Origin of the sequence: Aestuariivita sp., from assembly GCF_021404545.1 — a bacterium.
In the GTDB taxonomy this organism is placed as follows: Bacteria; Pseudomonadota; Alphaproteobacteria; order Rhodobacterales; family Rhodobacteraceae; genus Aestuariivita.
The window spans coordinates 152,393-167,832 of record NZ_JAAWWD010000002.1; the positions used below are offsets into that span (position 1 = coordinate 152,393).

Annotated in this window: 15 protein-coding genes; 12 read left to right on the forward strand and 3 right to left on the reverse strand. The window is 56.5% G+C overall.

What is annotated here, in order from left to right; translation table 11 throughout:
* From HEP69_RS01950 to HEP69_RS02005, 12 genes are all read left to right on the forward strand, one after another.
* Window positions 1–339 (forward strand): DUF736 domain-containing protein, encoded by a 339-nt coding sequence (locus HEP69_RS01950; protein WP_290556828.1) that lies wholly within the window; start codon window positions 1–3, stop codon window positions 337–339.
* A 4-nt stretch (window positions 340–343) separates the two neighbouring features.
* On the forward strand, window positions 344–1,102 hold the full coding sequence (locus HEP69_RS01955; protein WP_290556829.1) for a lytic transglycosylase domain-containing protein: 759 nt from the start codon (window positions 344–346) through the stop codon (window positions 1,100–1,102).
* 244 nt (window positions 1,103–1,346) lie between these two features.
* Complete coding sequence (locus tag HEP69_RS01960; protein WP_290556830.1) at window positions 1,347–3,083, forward strand: VirD2 family relaxase/mobilization nuclease; 1,737 nt, start codon at window positions 1,347–1,349, stop codon at window positions 3,081–3,083.
* A gap of 28 nt (window positions 3,084–3,111) precedes the next feature.
* Window positions 3,112–5,100, forward strand: a complete 1,989-nt coding sequence (locus HEP69_RS01965; protein WP_290556831.1) for a conjugal transfer protein TraG — start codon at window positions 3,112–3,114, stop codon at window positions 5,098–5,100.
* Between the two features lie 10 nt (window positions 5,101–5,110).
* The gene (locus HEP69_RS01970; RefSeq protein ID WP_290556832.1) at window positions 5,111–5,527 is read left to right on the forward strand and encodes a CopG family transcriptional regulator; all 417 of its coding nucleotides are present in this window, start codon (window positions 5,111–5,113) and stop codon (window positions 5,525–5,527) included.
* A gap of 1,096 nt (window positions 5,528–6,623) precedes the next feature.
* A complete protein-coding gene (locus HEP69_RS01975) occupies window positions 6,624–7,655 on the forward strand; it encodes a hypothetical protein (protein WP_290556833.1) in 1,032 nt (343 codons plus the stop codon).
* Between the two features lie 89 nt (window positions 7,656–7,744).
* Window positions 7,745–8,698, forward strand: a complete 954-nt coding sequence (locus HEP69_RS01980) for a mechanosensitive ion channel family protein (protein WP_290556834.1) — start codon at window positions 7,745–7,747, stop codon at window positions 8,696–8,698.
* 218 nt (window positions 8,699–8,916) lie between these two features.
* Window positions 8,917–9,333 (forward strand): IS200/IS605 family transposase, encoded by a 417-nt coding sequence (tnpA, locus tag HEP69_RS01985; protein WP_290556835.1) that lies wholly within the window; start codon window positions 8,917–8,919, stop codon window positions 9,331–9,333.
* Between the two features lie 22 nt (window positions 9,334–9,355).
* Window positions 9,356–9,898 (forward strand): DUF998 domain-containing protein, encoded by a 543-nt coding sequence (locus HEP69_RS01990; RefSeq protein ID WP_290556918.1) that lies wholly within the window; start codon window positions 9,356–9,358, stop codon window positions 9,896–9,898.
* A gap of 11 nt (window positions 9,899–9,909) precedes the next feature.
* The gene (locus HEP69_RS01995; protein WP_290556836.1) at window positions 9,910–10,428 is read left to right on the forward strand and encodes a YetF domain-containing protein; all 519 of its coding nucleotides are present in this window, start codon (window positions 9,910–9,912) and stop codon (window positions 10,426–10,428) included.
* A gap of 351 nt (window positions 10,429–10,779) precedes the next feature.
* Window positions 10,780–11,844 carry a PRC-barrel domain-containing protein gene (locus HEP69_RS02000; protein WP_290556837.1) on the forward strand — a complete coding sequence of 355 codons (1,065 nt, stop codon included), beginning with the start codon at window positions 10,780–10,782 and terminating at the stop codon, window positions 11,842–11,844.
* Between the two features lie 175 nt (window positions 11,845–12,019).
* Window positions 12,020–12,274 carry a GlsB/YeaQ/YmgE family stress response membrane protein gene (locus HEP69_RS02005; protein ID WP_290556838.1) on the forward strand — a complete coding sequence of 85 codons (255 nt, stop codon included), beginning with the start codon at window positions 12,020–12,022 and terminating at the stop codon, window positions 12,272–12,274.
* Between the two features lie 36 nt (window positions 12,275–12,310).
* On the opposite strand, the gene HEP69_RS02010 is transcribed toward HEP69_RS02005, so the two are convergent.
* Genes HEP69_RS02010 through HEP69_RS02020 form a run of 3 tightly spaced genes read right to left on the reverse strand, consistent with a single transcriptional unit; the run spans window position 12,311 to window position 15,384 of the window.
* A complete protein-coding gene (locus HEP69_RS02010) occupies window positions 12,311–13,447 on the reverse strand; it encodes an AI-2E family transporter (protein ID WP_290556839.1) in 1,137 nt (378 codons plus the stop codon).
* Complete coding sequence (locus HEP69_RS02015; protein WP_290556840.1) at window positions 13,437–14,459, reverse strand: endonuclease/exonuclease/phosphatase family protein; 1,023 nt, start codon at window positions 14,457–14,459, stop codon at window positions 13,437–13,439. The genes HEP69_RS02010 and HEP69_RS02015 overlap by 11 nt, the downstream gene beginning before the upstream one ends.
* Window positions 14,437–15,384: a YihY/virulence factor BrkB family protein gene (locus tag HEP69_RS02020; protein WP_290556841.1), complete on the reverse strand. Its 948-nt coding sequence runs from the start codon at window positions 15,382–15,384 to the stop codon at window positions 14,437–14,439. The genes HEP69_RS02015 and HEP69_RS02020 overlap by 23 nt, the downstream gene beginning before the upstream one ends.
* Window positions 15,385–15,440 lie beyond the last annotated feature (56 nt).

The following is a 15,440-nucleotide window of genomic DNA, read 5'->3' on the forward strand; positions in this document are numbered from 1 at the left end:
ATGGCACATATCGGACAGCTCACCCGCACCAGAGACGGCTATTGCGGTCGATTAAAAACCCTCACCCTTGATGTCGAACTGACGCTCATTCCGACCGACCACAACGATGCAGAGAATGCGCCCGACTACCGCGTGCTTATCGGCACAGACGACCAAAGCGTGGAAGTCGGTGCGGGCTGGAAACGCACTGGCGAGAAGGCTGGGGCTTACGTCTCGGTGCTGATTGACGATCCGGCTTTGCCGAATCCGATCAACGCAAATCTGTTTCATTCGGTGCAGGACAATGAGCTTTATCTGCTCACCTGGAACCGGCCCCCGAAGCGCCGCGACCGGTCCTGATCCGATGGACAACCCGCACATCAACCGAACCTCCAAGTGGCAATTACCCACCCAAATTGTGTCCCTTTTCCTACTTTCCGGACTGCTTGTCGGTGTTGCCATCCCGATACCGACGCATGCCCAGAGTGTCGCCAGTGAGCGTTCATCCGCGCATCCTCATGCCGACCATATCGCCGAAGCGTCGCAGCGGTTCGGCATTCCGGAGCACTGGATAAGCGCGGTGATGCAGGTTGAAAGTGCGGGCCGCGTGAGAGCAGTGTCGACCGCCGGGGCGATGGGTCTCATGCAAATCATGCCCGGCACTTGGGCCGATTTGCGCCTTCGCCATCGTCTCGGCAACGACCCGTTTGAGCCGCGAAACAACATCCTTGGAGGCACAGCCTATCTGCGCGAGATGTACGATCTCTTCGGCGCGCCGGGCTTTCTCGCCGCCTACAACGCGGGTCCAAACCGCTATGCGGAGCATCTCGCGACGGGACGTCCACTGCCGCGCGAAACCCGCGCCTACGTCGCGATGCTTGCGCCGATGATCGGATCAGAGTGTCCGCCGGGCAGCCGTCATACTACCGTACGACCGGCGGATTGGCGTGACGCCGCGCTCTTTGTAGCGCCTGTCGATGGCGCACCGACAACAGCTCAACCGCAGAATTACCGTCAATCTGACGCCGATCCGAGAGCTTTGGGTCCGCATGCCCTTGCCCCGTCTGCGGATCGTTCGGACGGGATATTCGTCACACCATCTCGCTCGGCCCCCTCGCAATGATGGGCAGGTGGCGAAATCGCACCCTAGAGGTCTACCGCGCAGTCTGGCGTATCAAGAGGTGTGCAACAGGAGACAGAGGAAAGGGATGGCGAGATAAAAGGGCACGATGTGTGCCTCGGTTGTGGAGAGTGATTTCAAAGACTTACGTAGAGAATTCGCGAGGTGCGCATCATCAGCGCAGCCTGCCAATTAAATTCTTCTGTATTAATTTCAACATCTTAGCGCGATGTGTGGAGCTGCCCTCATGAGCGAAGACGACTTCCGCATCCGACCCGGCCGCATTCGATCATCAAGCAGCCAGAGAGCCCGACCCTTCATCTCCCAGGCCTTGGCAGCTACTCAACGTGCTGGTGGTCGCGTCTCTCGGTCCGGCAAGATCACGTCGGGCAACCGCTCGTCCTTCGGGCGCGGCAGACGCGCCACCGTGCAGGCAAACCACCGGCTTACGAGCCGTTCGCGGATCGCCGTCATCAAGACCCGGGTCGTCCGCCACAACGCGCGCAGCGCTCCGCTCGCCACGCACCTTGCCTATCTGCGACGTGAAGGCGTCACCCGGGATGGAGAGAAAGCCCACATGTTCGGGCCAGACGAGGACGAGGTAGATGCCAAGACATTTGCGGAACGCTGCGAAGAGGATCGACACCATTTCCGCTTCATTGTCTCGCCAGAGGACGCCGTCGATATGACCGACCTCAAATCTTTCACACGCGACCTGATGCATCAGGCCGAAAAGGATCTGGGCACAAAACTAGATTGGGTCGGCGTCGATCACTGGAACACCGAACACCCGCACATCCATGTCATCGCTCGGGGCCGAACCGATAGTGACGAAGATCTCGTCATAGCGCGAGACTATATCAAGGAGGGGATACGGGCGCGGGCTCAAGATCTGATCACGCAAGACCTTGGCCACCGGACAGACCGCGACATTCGCAACACGCTCGAACGCCAGATCGACAGCGAAAGTTGGACCAACCTCGATCGGCAGCTTGCACGAGACGCCAATCGCCTCGGCATTATTGATCTCGCGCCGGTGTCTGGCCATAAGCCTGACGACCATCATGCGCTCAAGATCGGCCGGTTGCGCAAATTGGAAACACTTGGTCTGGCCGATCAAGTTGGCCCAGGCCAATGGGTGATGGACGAAGACACAGAACCAACCTTGCGCGAACTCGGCGAGCGCGGCGACATCATCAAGCGCATCCATCGCGGACTTACAGCACGCGGCATCGCGCGCAGCACAGCTAACTATGTCCTTGCAAGCGACGGCCTAAACGATCCCATTGTCGGGCGACTCCTCGATCGTGGTTTGGACGACGAGTTGAAAGGCACAGCCTATGCCGTGATCGACGGTGTTGACGGTCGCACCCATCACATTCGGCTTCCGCATATCGATGCCGCCGGAGACAGCGCGCCGGGATCGATCGTGGAACTGCGCAAGTTCGAGGGTGCCAAAGGTCGCCGCCAGGTCGCGCTTGCGGTTCGGTCCGACTTTTCGATTGAACAGCAGGTGACGGCAAAAGGTGCGACCTGGCTTGATCGCCATGCAATTGCCCGCGATCCGGTACCGTTGGGCAATGGTGGCTTCGGTGCAGAAGTCAGCGACGCGCTCAACCAACGCGCTGAGCACCTGATTGCCGAAGGCTTGGCACAGCGCCATGGCAACCGGGTGATCTTCAACCGCGCGCTCCTGACGACACTGCGCACACGCGAACTTGCGGCTGCGGGCGAAAAACTGGCGGGCGAGACGGGCCAGCCCTGCACGCCATCGTCAGCAGGCGAATTTGTATCCGGAACCTATCAACGTCGCCTCTCCCTCGCCTCCGGTCGCTTCGCCATGATCAACGACGGATTAGGGTTCCAACTCGTGCCCTGGACACCTTCCGTCGAAAGACATCTGGGCAAACACATCTCGGGAATCGCGCGCGGCAATGGCGGTGTCGATTGGGACTTTGGGCGCAACCGCGGTTTGAGTTTGTAACGGCAGTTATCGCAGGAGGGAGTAACACATGACCGGGACAAAAATCCTCTGGGGGCAAATCATCATCGTTTCGCTGATCGTGCTCACCACCACATGGGCGGCCACGCAGTGGACAGCGCTGCGGCTCGGATTCCAACCGCAACTCGGCACGCCGTGGTTCGAGCTCTTTGGCTGGCCAATCTATCATCCGCCAGCCTTCTTCTGGTGGTGGTATGCCTTTGACGCTTACGCCCCGCCGATCTTCATTGAAGGTGCGCTTATCGCAGCATCAGGCGGGTTCATGGCCGTTGGGGTTGCGATTTTCATGTCGGTGTTGCGGGCGCGCGAGGCCTCGGAGGTCGACACCTATGGATCCGCACGGTGGGCAAATCAGAAAGATGTCAAAAACGCCGGACTGTTTGATCCAAGTGGCGTTGTGCTGGGAAAGCTCGATCAGCATTATCTGCGACATGACGGACCGGAACATGTTCTCTGTTTCGCGCCGACGCGATCCGGCAAGGGTGTTGGGCTCGTCATCCCGTCGCTCCTCACGTGGCCAGGATCGGTGATCGTGCACGACATCAAGGGTGAGAATTGGCAACTGACGGCCGGGTTTCGTGCAAGGCATGGCCAAGTGCTGCTGTTTGATCCAACCGATACTAAATCAAACGCCTATAATCCTCTGCTGGAAGTCCGTCGCGGCGCATGGGAGGTGCGCGACGTGCAGAATATTGCTGACATTCTCGTAGATCCAGAAGGCTCTCTCGAGAAACGCAATCACTGGGAGAAAACAAGCCACGCGCTGCTTGTTGGTGCGATCCTTCACGTCCTGTATGCGGAGGCGGACAAAACGCTCGCAGGCGTCGCCAATTTCCTATCCGATCCCAAACGCAGCATTGAAGCCACGCTCCAAGCCATGATGGCGACGGCGCACCTAGGGTCGGCTGGCGCGCATCCGGTCATTGCAAGCGCCGCACGGGAACTCCTGAACAAGTCTGGCAACGAGCGCTCCGGTGTGCTGTCGACCGCAATGTCATTCCTTGGTCTCTATCGTGACCCCGTAGTCGCACAAGTAACCCGGCGCTGCGACTGGCGTATCGCCCAGCTTGTCGAAAGCGACGATCCCGTCACGCTCTATCTTGTCGTCCCACCCTCCGACATCAACCGCACCAAGCCGCTCATCCGCCTAATCCTCAATCAGATCGGTCGCCGGTTGACCGAAGACCTTCATGGCCAGACCCGACACCATCGGCTGCTGTTGATGCTGGATGAGTTCCCTGCCCTCGGTCGTCTTGATTTCTTTGAAAGCGCGCTCGCCTTCATGGCTGGGTACGGCATCAAGAGCTTCCTGATCGCCCAATCGCTGAACCAGATCGAAAAGGCCTATGGGCCAAACAACTCGATCCTCGACAACTGTCATGTGCGCGTAAGCTTCGCCACCAATGACGAGCGGACGGCCAAACGCGTCTCGGATGCGTTGGGCACCGCCACGGAGATGCGCGCAATGAAAAACTACGCCGGGCATCGCCTGTCGCCCTGGCTCGGCCATCTCATGGTCAGCCGGCAAGAGACTGCGCGCCCGCTGCTGACCCCCGGTGAGGTGATGCAACTCCCACCATCGGACGAGATCGTCATGGTCGCAGGCACTCCGCCGATCCGAGCAAAGAAGGCGCGGTACTTCGAGGATGATCAGTTCCAAGCACGAATCTTGCCTGCACCGACCGCACATACCTCGGCCGCGCAAGCGGATACTGACGATTGGACAACACGACCCCTGCCACCGCGCCCTAAATCTGCTGATTCAGATTCAACTTCTGAAGAGAATGAAGCGGGCGAAACCCGATACGAACAGCGACAACAGCCTGAATTCGATCAGCAGCCGCCAATGGATCCGAGCGGACCAATCGAGAACGAGTTCGAAACTGATTTCAAGAAATCAGCAATCAACCGAGCCGTTCAACTGACGCAATTTGAAAAACAAGCGCGCCAGCTTGCCCGACAGGCTTCAATGGACCCGAACGATGGCATCGATATGTAAAGGCATCAGGATGAAACAGCCCAAGAAACACCGCCTATCCGTCTACCTTGACCCGGATATCATGACGTCACTCGTCGATTACGCGGCCCGGCGCGATCATTCTCGCTCGCTTGTCGCGGAGGCCGCGATTGCGTCATTTCTGTCGGCAGATGCTGCGGAACGCCAAGAAGCGGCAACGACCAAACGCCTTGACCAAATCGACCGCCGCATGATCCGCTTGGAGCGCGACGTCAGCATTTCGGTCGAAACCCTGGCGCTGTTCGTTCGGTTTTGGCTGACGACCAACCCGCCACTGCCTGAACCTGCGCGGGCTGCGGCCAAAGCGCAGGCAGGCGAACGGTATGACGCATTCATCGCCGCACTTGGACGACGTCTGGCAAAGGGGCCAGCCCTCCGTCAGGAGGTTTCGGAGGACATTGAGGCCTGATAAACGTGAGACCGCCATTGCAGCCATTCGCCGCGTTTCTTAAGAACTGGTGCTATGCGGGACTGAACCGCCATTCGATTTTTGCATTTCGCTGACGCAGCAATCTCTCGCATCTGCGGCACGGTCATCGTAGCAGCGCGGCGCAAATCGTCGTTACGGTCATTCATAAACGTCGATTTCGCCCAATCCAAGACCGCGCTTTCGCAGCAACATGGCCGAAACAGCGGAACGCGGACGTTGCGGTAGAATCCTTGCCGAAACAAAGGCCCGCCTTGTTGGACTAGCAGCGTCGATAGTAGGTTCCCGCTATCGTTGCCCGCCTACCGCCACATCAATCGATGTATCTCGGCGTTGCTACAACAAACATTTTCCGGTACTGCGTCTTTTCTATGCTGGTCATAGCTATGGGCGCCTCTAACCAGATGTTTGCCGCTAACACCGCAATTACTGTTCCAGGTTGACGGCTGCCCGGAACGGAAAATTGTGTGACCGCAGTGGTCAACCCCAGCAAGGGTCTATACGCTAGGGCGGCTGGCATTTTTAAGCGTCATTGGCTTCGCCTCCCCTCAAGACTGTTCTAGAAAGATTTCATCAAACCCGGCCCCGGTGTGTCGGCAGAGCAACCGTGACGCGAGGCACTGTCAGTCCTTTGGATCATCGTTGATCTTTGACAGAACGGACGACCCGCTTTCATCTGGCGTAGATTTCTTGCTGCCCTTATCAGTCTGATCCTCGTTTAACTCTGATAGTATAGATTTGTCTGACTCGTTTGATTTTTTCTCGTTTTTCATCTAGTTTCTTCCTTGTTTCACTTTCCGGTTCACCTGCCGGTCGGCTTTATCGAGCAGTCCAAGAATGATGAGCGCAAACTGCTCAAACCCACTACAGACTTAAGCAGAGAAATGCGTCGAAAGACAGGCCGCAGTCCGCTCGACGCGGCGCAAATGGGCAAACCTTGTCCGAGATTAGTAAATCCGCCCCGCGCCACGAAGACGTTGTTGGTATGTCTTCGTGATCGAAGGGTGCGATCGTCCATCAAACCCAAACTGCGGTGCCGCTACGGCACTTAATTTAACGGGCAATGATGGAGGGTCTCATGACCTTGATCGACAATAATGCAAACGCTGCCGGTAATGCGTTGAGCCGCGTTTTCTGGGGAGCCATTTTCGCAGGATCAGCCGTGTCGGTTGCGCTGATGATCCTCTTCGCTACTTTTGGACTTGGCATCGGCTCCGCTGTGATGGACCCGCAGTTTGACCGTAACCCGACAGCAGGTATGCCAGCATCTGCAGGCATTTATCTCATCGTGACGCAGTTGATCGCCTTGGCCGCTGGTGGATACATCGCCGCCCGTCTGGCTGGTGTACCGCGCACCATCTCGTCGGTGCTGCATGGTGCCTCCGTCTGGGCCATCGCCACGATTTTCCTCGCCTGGGCCTCGGTCATCGGGGCGGGTTCCGTGTTTGGTGCTGCGGGCACATTGATGAGCAGCTCTGCCAGTGCGATTTCTTCGTCTGGTGATGCAGTCATGCCTGATGACATCTCCCTGCCCCGCCCTTCAGAATTGATCGATGATCTCTCGATGGGTGATCTGCCGGAAGAGGCTCAGACGACGTTGCGTGAGAATGGCATCACCGAACAGAACCTGCGCACCGAAGCAAAAGCTGCATTTCGAAATGTGTTCAGCCGCGACGAGCAGGCCGAAGCCGTCGCTCTAGCCAAATCAACTTTGCAGGATGTGGTCACATCGCCTGGAGATATCGGTGCGGATCTGGATGCCTTTGCTGACGACCTGCTTGGTGGGCCGGATGCGATTATTTCCGACGAAGACCGGCAAGAAGCGCTTGCGGTAATGGAGCGTCGTCTGGGCATCACCCCCCAGGAAGCCCAGCAAATCGTTGACACCGTGGATGCACGTGTCGAAGCAGCCGTTGCCGAAGTGCGCGATGTGGCGCAGAAGGTGCAGACCAAAGCAGTTGAGACCGTGCAGGCGGCAAGTGATGCTGTGGCGGCAATCGCGCTGCTATTGTCTCTCGCTTCTGTGCTTGGACTTGCTGCTGCCTGTGGAGGTGCCTTTGCTGGTAAACCTGACAGTCTCGTAGGCGACCGTTTGGACGACCACGTCTAAATCTGGTGCAGGGCGGTTTCTCTATGACGCAGAAACCGCCCTTCAGCTAAGCAGACCACTACAATGCCCAATTTGAAGGACAATCCCTCATGGACGAGATCGATGCGAATGCTGGTCTGATCTTTAACAAGCTCGATTCCTGGCTTGACGGTTTGTTTAGGCTGCTCCCCAATATTTTGGTAGCCATTGTTGTGGCTGTCATTTTTTGGTTTGTCGGGCTCGCAGTCGGCAAACTGATAAATCGTCTCGCAGATCACCGTGGACGCGAAAGTCTCGGCGATGTTGGCGGTGCGCTCGCAAGATGGGCCATCGTGGTGGTGGGCTTCATGCTTGCCGTAACCATTATTGCGCCTTCGATCACCCCTGGTGATCTGATTGGCGGTTTGGGCGTAAGTTCAGTCGCCATCGGTTTTGCTTTCAAGGATATTCTACAAAACATGCTGGCGGGTATCCTGATCCTGCTGCGTCAGCCTTTTGAGGTCGGCGATCAAATTGTTTCCGGCGGGCATGAAGGAACCGTTGAAAAGATCGAGACCCGCGCGACAATGATCAAGACGTATGATGGCCGTCGTGTCGTGATACCGAATTCTGACATCTATACTGACAGTGTTGTGGTCAACACGGCCTTTGAAACACGACGTTCGGAATATGACATCGGTATCGGCTGCAATGACGATTGGTTCAAAGCACGTGAAGTCATCGAAAATGCCTGTGCCAGCGTGGAGGGTGTCGAACAGGACCCTGCCCCCGAAACCATTCCAATCGAATTGGGGGATTCCGCAAACGTGGTGCGCTTGCGCTGGTGGACAAAATCGGACCGGGCGTCGCAGATCCACACTTTCGGGCGCGTGTTGCAGGCCTGCTACATCGCCCTCGATGAGGAAGGTATCGACATGCCCTATCCCACACAGGTGCATCTGTTCCATGACCAAACCGAGGAGACAGACGGCGACCGCAAGACCCAGCGTGAGGGCTGGCCTGCTGGCAAAGGCAACGTGCCAAAGCCATTGCGCCCTAATCGTTCAATGAAAGAAGAAGCGTAAATCGGTATGTTGACCAATGATCAGGCAAATGCCCACCTACTGCTTGCGACCGGAGCCGTCGCAATTGCGGGATCGCTTGTTTTAGTTTCCACTCCCTGGAGCAAACCCACCGACTTCCAGTCGGTCCCGCTTTAGCGTGAGTCAACGAGCTTATGTCCTTACCCTCTGGAAAATGAGCCGCAGCCGGGTCGAAGGCTCATTTTCCAGAGGGTAAGGACATGCAATACAACACCGGCAGCCACTGCGTTTTCTACCACCGCTACCACCTCATGTGGTCGACGAAGTACCGTTACAAGGTGCTCACCGGTGATATCCGTTTGCGAGTCCGAGACATCTGCCGCCAGGTCTGCCGGGAAAAGGGCGTTGACATCATCCGGGGCGTGCTGTCGTCCGATCATGTCCACATGTTCGTGTCGGTGCCGCCCAAGCTGGCGGTCAGCGATCTGGTGCGGCTGATGAAGGGCCGGTCGTCCCACAAGGTGCAACGGGAGTTCCCGCAGCTCAAGAAGCGTTATTGGGGCAGGCGGTTTTGGGGACGCGGGTATTTCTCGACAACCAACGGCGCAATCACGGAAGACATCGTACTTCAGTACCTGGAACAGCACATCGCCGATCCTACCGGCGCCAGCCGGTAGTGGTTCAGTCCTCGGGAATATCATCGGCAGTATTGTCGTTCCGGATCACGACTGGGTTGCGGATACGGTCAGCGATCTTGCCGCGAGTAAATACGAGATTATCCAGGATGTAGCGCTCTATTGCTACACCGGATCGCTTGTTGCCTGTGCATTGGGCGCGGCACATTACCATCTCGATGGAACAAGGTGGAATATCGGGATCGCGTGTCTTTCGCTACTTGCGATCTGCGTGGTCATCATCGGCGCCAGAAATGAATATGGTGATCAGGATAATGAGGGTATCGTGATTCACATTTATGTGGTCTACGTGCTCGGCTTGGTCTTTGCGGCGCTATTTGTGCTTTTGGCGAGAGGCATGTCAAAGATCGCGCGGCGGTATGCGGCAGTTTCGTATTGCTGCGCTGCACTTTGGATTATCTGTGCACCGATCTTCTTTTTTATGCCAACTGGCTATGACGGCGCGTTTGAGCGTGGACTGGGTGTGATCGCGGTTGTGTGGACAGTGACATTTGCATGGATGTTGGTCTCGGTCGCACAGAACCGGGCACATACGACACATCCGTAAAGGAACACATAATGTTTTTCGATCACGCGATACTCGACGCTATCACGAAAGGCGCTTTGCTGAGCGGGCTGGGCATCGCGTGGATCATCGTTCTGGTCCGGATCGTCGGGCTGCGGTCATTCTCCAAGATGACAAACTTTGACTTTGTCATGACCGTCGCGATGGGGTCGTTACTGGCAGGCGCGGCGCAGACTGGGAGTTGGGCAGATCTGGTGCAAACAATGACTGCCATGGCAGCGTTATTCGCAGTTCAGTTCTGTGTCGCATATACCCGTCAGCGATCCGACACATTCGACAAGGCCGTTCAGAATACACCAGTGTTGCTCATGAAGGACGGCGTTATTTTGCATGACGCGCTTCGTCAGACACGGGTCACGCAAAGCGATCTTATGGCAAAGCTGCGCGAAGCCAACGCAATTGATCTTTCGTCAGTCCGTGCGGTCATCTTGGAAACCACAGGTGATGTTGCGGTTCTTCACGGTCCATCGGTTGACGAGATGCTGTTGCAGGATATTGCCCGCCCCGACTGACGAAATCCTTCGACGACTTGCGCTTACCTCTTGCTTCACCAAGTAGTAATCGACCGCTCTTTCGGACCGGCCTGCCTATAGACAAAAACCCCAAAAAAAGTCCCCGAAACTTGGCAGGGATTAGTGCCATCACCCCATAGCGCCAGCGTATGCCTGCTAAGTTGTGCGTAGCTTCAAGGATCGGCGGCGTTGCCGATTCAGGCATTCGGTGGGGGGACAGGGCCGTTGCAAGATGCAGTGGTGAATTCTCATCGTTAAATCAAACAGACTGGTAATTTGGATCCACCAAACCCTTAACTTTGGGTTGGTTTCCGGCCCGTCGTTACGAAGGAAGACACTATGAAACCAACTATGAAAACACTACTTGGGACCGTGGCGTTCAGCGCTTTTGTCGCTGGCGGCGCATTCGCGCAGACAACAACAACTGACACCAACGAATCCGTCGTGAACACCCAAGGCGGCCAGGTCGTCGTGCAACAGGAAGACGCAACAGTCAACGTGACCGTGCCCGACCCCAATGTCGAGGTGACCCAAGGCCAGCCGGTCGTCACCGTCACTCAGCCACAGCCGGAAATCACCGTTGTCGTGCCAGAACCCACCGTGCGCGTTCGCCAGCAGGCGCCCATCATCACGGTGGAGCAAGCACAGCCACAGATCACCGTGTTCATCCCTGAACCTGTTGTGACCGTTATGGTGCCGAAACCGGTCGTTGATGTCGAAACCGGAGAGCCAATTATCGATCTGGATCAGCCTGCACCCGTCGTGCGGTTTGTCCGTCCTGAACCAAAGATCACGATTCAGGAAGCACAGCCGCGCATTGAATTTCAGCAGGGCGAAGCTCAAGTCAATATCGCAAGCTCCGAAGCTGCTGAGGTCAACGTCACCCAGGAAGAGGCACTGGTGAATGTGGAACAGGGCGAAAGCGCTAATGTGTCCGTCACCAGTGAAGAGGCCGAGGTCAACGTTGTCGATGGCGGTGAAGCAAACGTCGAAGTCGAGCAAATGCAGGCCCGGGTCGTGATGGAAGACTTCAAGGCAGACGCCGCAGGCAATATGGCCGATGAAGACCGTGCGCGGTATCAGGAATCCGTCAGCGTCCTGCCAATCTTTGATCGCAAGGCCCAAGATCTTATCGGTCGCAGTGTTGCCACTGAAACTGGTGAAGATGTGGGCGAGGTTGACTTCATCGGTATGCGAGGTCAGACGCTGGTCGCCATCATCGGCGTTGGTGGTTTCCTCGGTATGGGTGAAAACGAAGTCGCTGTTCCGGTCGAGAAACTGATCTTGCGCGGAGACGAACTGATCTTGCCGGAGTTCACGCAAACTCAACTGGAGAACATGCCTGAGTATAACGAGAACGAAGTGCGTGTTCTTGACCCGGGCCTGCGCTTGGCCGAGCAACTCGGTCTCGACTGAGTTCCATTTTGATACGGGCAACGACCCGTATCTCTCTGGCAATGTTAACGAGTTCCGCCGCCGCCGGTGTCCCTCCGGCGGCGGCATTTTTTGCTTCCGCAGATAAGTACAGCGTGAGCGCCGAGATACCGCTTGCGTAACACCTCCCCTTAAAGCTCGAAGAAGGACCTAAAGAATGACTGGAATAGGATGGATTGGATCACTGATCATCGGCGCGCTTGCGGGCTGGATCGCCGAGAAGATCATGAAGACAGATCAGGGCCTGCTGATGAATATCGTGCTGGGCATCGTCGGCGCTTTGGTGCTTAACGCGCTGTTGTTCGCCGTTCTCGGCACGACCCTTGGTGGTTGGATCGGTCAGTTGATAGTCGCAGCGGCCGGCGCGTGCCTGCTCATATACGTGGTGCGTCTGATGCGAGGCCGCGCATAATTCAGCGACAGACAGGCGAAAAGCGCTTTCGCCTGTCTACTTTTGCCTATCGTCAACCTCGTCAGGGTCTTGATCATCCACATCGCCCAGGAAACGTGCCAATGTTTCCAATGACTTTGTCTCATCACACGCGATCTTGAGAACAATCAGGACCGGCAGAGCGACGACCATACCCATCACCGACCAAATCCAAGCAAAGAACGCGACAGTCAGGAACACGACCGTAGTGTTTAAACGCATCCTGCGGGAGATGACCACGGGTGTTATGAGTTGTCCCTCAACGGAGGTCAGGAAGATGTATGTGCCAAAGACACCTAAGGCCGCCCAAGTGCCATCAAGGCTGACGAAGGCGATGGCTGCGGCAATGGTCGCGCCCGCAAGCCCGCCCAGAAACGGTACGAAATTCAAACCAAATGCCATGAACCCAAGCAGCACCGCGCCGGGCAAACCCCACAGTGTCATCGCAACAGCGACGGCCACGCCGAGTCCGGCATTGATAATAGTGATACCGCCGAGATAATAACCCAGTCGGTCTTCTATCGAATGCAGCACCTCAACGGCACGACGCTTGTCGCTGAATCGGTCGAAACTCTGCACAGTTTTGGTCAGGAACATGTCGCCAGAAGCTACCAGAAAGAAGAGCAGGATCAGCGCGAAGAGGATGCGGCTTAAAAATCCAGGTGCCATACTGAAAATTGTAGCCGCAACACCGGTATTGGAGACGACTTCGACCGCAACGGTTTCAGCATCCTGATCCGCGATGATCCCTTCTGCGGCAACAGCCGCATCATTAATGGCTTCGAGTGTCCCGCCTGACGTCGACAGCTTCTGCTTAATCTGCTCCAGCAGCGACGGAAGGTCTTCGATGAATTGTGCGGCCGGCGCGCTGAGCTGAACCAACAAGAGCACAATCAGCGCCGTTAGTATTGATGTGAACAATGCCGCTGACACCACCGGAGCCACGCCAATTGTCGACAGCCAGCGGCGGGGTCTGTTCAATACGAAATACCCCAGAAACGCAGCGGTCACCGGGATCAGAAAGTCACTGGCCCAGACGAGCCCCTGAAGCAGCAACAGGCAAAAAATGCCAACGGCCGCGATCTCCAGCCGTTGTGACGGCGCATCTCGCAAGATATTTTCAGCGAGGGCCGTGGAACCCTTGTCATTTGCCATAATTTGCGATTTCGCTATTGCCGAAAAAGACTGTCGCAACCATCGGAAAGTGGTCAGAACCGAAATTCTCCAGCCGGTCGAATGACACCAGTTTGACGTCTCTGGTGACAAATATCTGATCGATGGGCAGGCGCATCAGAGGATATGCGGCGTGAAAGCTGGCATACATTCCGCGGCCCACCCGTGGCTCGACGAAACCTCCGTAGCGTTTGAACCGTCCGGTGGTCCATGACCAGGCCACGTCGTTGAAATCGCCCATGCAAACCGTGGGCCGGTCGGAGGAAGAAGTCATCAGCGCCGCCTTCTTGATCTGTTTGTCCCGCACCGCCGTGTCATTGCCCGGCACTGGCGGACGCGGATGCAGACCAATGAAGTTGAATTCTGTTCCATCCGGCGAGCGCAATACTGCCTTCAACGCCGGTGTGTCATCTTGGTCAGGCCACAACAGGTCGACGCTGACAGGATCAAGTCGCGTCGCAAAGATCAGGCCATAGTGATCGTCCGCAACGTGGGATTTGACCGTCGAGTAGCGATCAAGAATGTCGCCAAGCGCATCGGACCACCCTTGGTCAGTTTCCATCAGCAGCAAAACATCAGGGTCTTCGCGCTTTATGATGTTCGCAAGATCGCCGTATCGCGTGTTCTCCATCAGCACGTTGACGGATAGCATCGAAACGGGGCTTACGGACGCAGGCGCAGCGACCAGATCGACCTCGGTGCTTGCAAGCGGAGTGTAGGGAAAAACCTTCACCGCTTGACAGATTATCGCTGCACACATCAAGACTACAATTGGCAGCTTGAAGGACACCGCGAACGATAAACATCCGATCAGGACAGCCAGTGCCGCAAAAAGGATATGGACACGTGGAAAGTCCCATATGCGCACCCACCACGTCACACTGTTGGTCAGGGGCAATAGGGTCGTCACCAACACGACCAGAGCCAGAATCCAGAAAATTGCGTTGAGCATCAGCAGCTTTTCCCGCGATTCATTTGCCTGCAGCCTCGCCAAGCGTATCCGCCTTCACCGCATTGCGCGACCCCATCGGTTCATCTGGACCGACTGTTGTGTCTACTTGGGTTTGCGCTTCCATTTCCGCATTCAATTCTGCACCAAGCAAAATGATAAAGGCGGAGATCCAGAACCACATCAGCAAAACGATGACCCCAGCCAGCGTTCCAAAGCTTTCATTGTAGGAACCAAAGTTGCCGACATAAAACGCGAAACCCGCCGAGGCGACTACCCAGATAAGGCAGGAAACGACTGCGCCGGACGAGGCCCACTTCCATTCCGGCGAGCTACGCGAGGGCGCGTATCGATACAAAACGGACAGACCAAAAACAGTTAGGCAAAAGAGTCCGGCCCAAAGTCCTGCTGTCATGAGAATCTCGAAAAGCGGACCAAGCTCAAAAACCGCCAGAACTGACGGTACGCCAAGCGTCGCCATAAGGGCGATCAGAAGACCTATCATCAGAAAGAACGTCAGGGCAATCGTAACAAATTTGAGCTTTATGAACCCGCGCTTTTCCTCCTCGTCATAGGCGACATTGATCCCCTCAATGAGGCTCGCCACTCCCTTCGATGCCGAGTAGAGCGCGATTAAGATACCGACGGCTGCAGCGAGGCCAAGACCGCTTTCCCGTGATCCGGCCACCGCGGCAGCCTGCGTCGTCACAATTGCAATGACTTCCTCCGGCATAAGCCCCGATAGGCTTTCCAGCTGATCGACGACCTGACTTGGTTCGACCAGCAATCCGCTGATGGCAATGAGAGCGGTGATGGCGGGAAAGAGGGCCAGCAGACCATAAAACGCCACGCCGGCAGCCATCAGGCCAACCCGATCAGCCGCAATCTCATCTTTCAAACGAAACGCGATATCCTTCCATCCGGAGGCGGGGATCTCGGCAGGTGTCTCGGCATTTCGACCACGGGACATGGGGGTGACTTTCTTAGGCTGAATTTCGGGGGATAAATGGAGGGGGCCAGACAGCC

Excerpts from the sequence above, each read along its gene's own strand:
- HEP69_RS01950 (WP_290556828.1), top strand. The coding sequence starts at position 1 with ATGGCACATATCGGACAGCTCACCCGCACCAGAGACGGCTATTGCGGT.
- HEP69_RS01955 (WP_290556829.1), top strand. The coding sequence starts at position 344 with ATGGACAACCCGCACATCAACCGAACCTCCAAGTGGCAATTACCCACC.
- HEP69_RS01960 (WP_290556830.1), top strand. The coding sequence starts at position 1,347 with ATGAGCGAAGACGACTTCCGCATCCGACCCGGCCGCATTCGATCATCA.
- HEP69_RS01965 (WP_290556831.1), top strand. The coding sequence starts at position 3,112 with ATGACCGGGACAAAAATCCTCTGGGGGCAAATCATCATCGTTTCGCTG.
- HEP69_RS01970 (WP_290556832.1), top strand. The coding sequence starts at position 5,111 with ATGAAACAGCCCAAGAAACACCGCCTATCCGTCTACCTTGACCCGGAT.
- HEP69_RS01975 (WP_290556833.1), top strand. The coding sequence starts at position 6,624 with ATGACCTTGATCGACAATAATGCAAACGCTGCCGGTAATGCGTTGAGC.
- HEP69_RS01980 (WP_290556834.1), top strand. The coding sequence starts at position 7,745 with ATGGACGAGATCGATGCGAATGCTGGTCTGATCTTTAACAAGCTCGAT.
- tnpA (WP_290556835.1), top strand. The coding sequence starts at position 8,917 with ATGCAATACAACACCGGCAGCCACTGCGTTTTCTACCACCGCTACCAC.
- HEP69_RS01995 (WP_290556836.1), top strand. The coding sequence starts at position 9,910 with ATGTTTTTCGATCACGCGATACTCGACGCTATCACGAAAGGCGCTTTG.
- HEP69_RS02000 (WP_290556837.1), top strand. The coding sequence starts at position 10,780 with ATGAAAACACTACTTGGGACCGTGGCGTTCAGCGCTTTTGTCGCTGGC.
- HEP69_RS02005 (WP_290556838.1), top strand. The coding sequence starts at position 12,020 with ATGACTGGAATAGGATGGATTGGATCACTGATCATCGGCGCGCTTGCG.
- HEP69_RS02010 (WP_290556839.1), bottom strand. The coding sequence starts at position 13,447 with ATGGCAAATGACAAGGGTTCCACGGCCCTCGCTGAAAATATCTTGCGA.
- HEP69_RS02020 (WP_290556841.1), bottom strand. The coding sequence starts at position 15,384 with ATGTCCCGTGGTCGAAATGCCGAGACACCTGCCGAGATCCCCGCCTCC.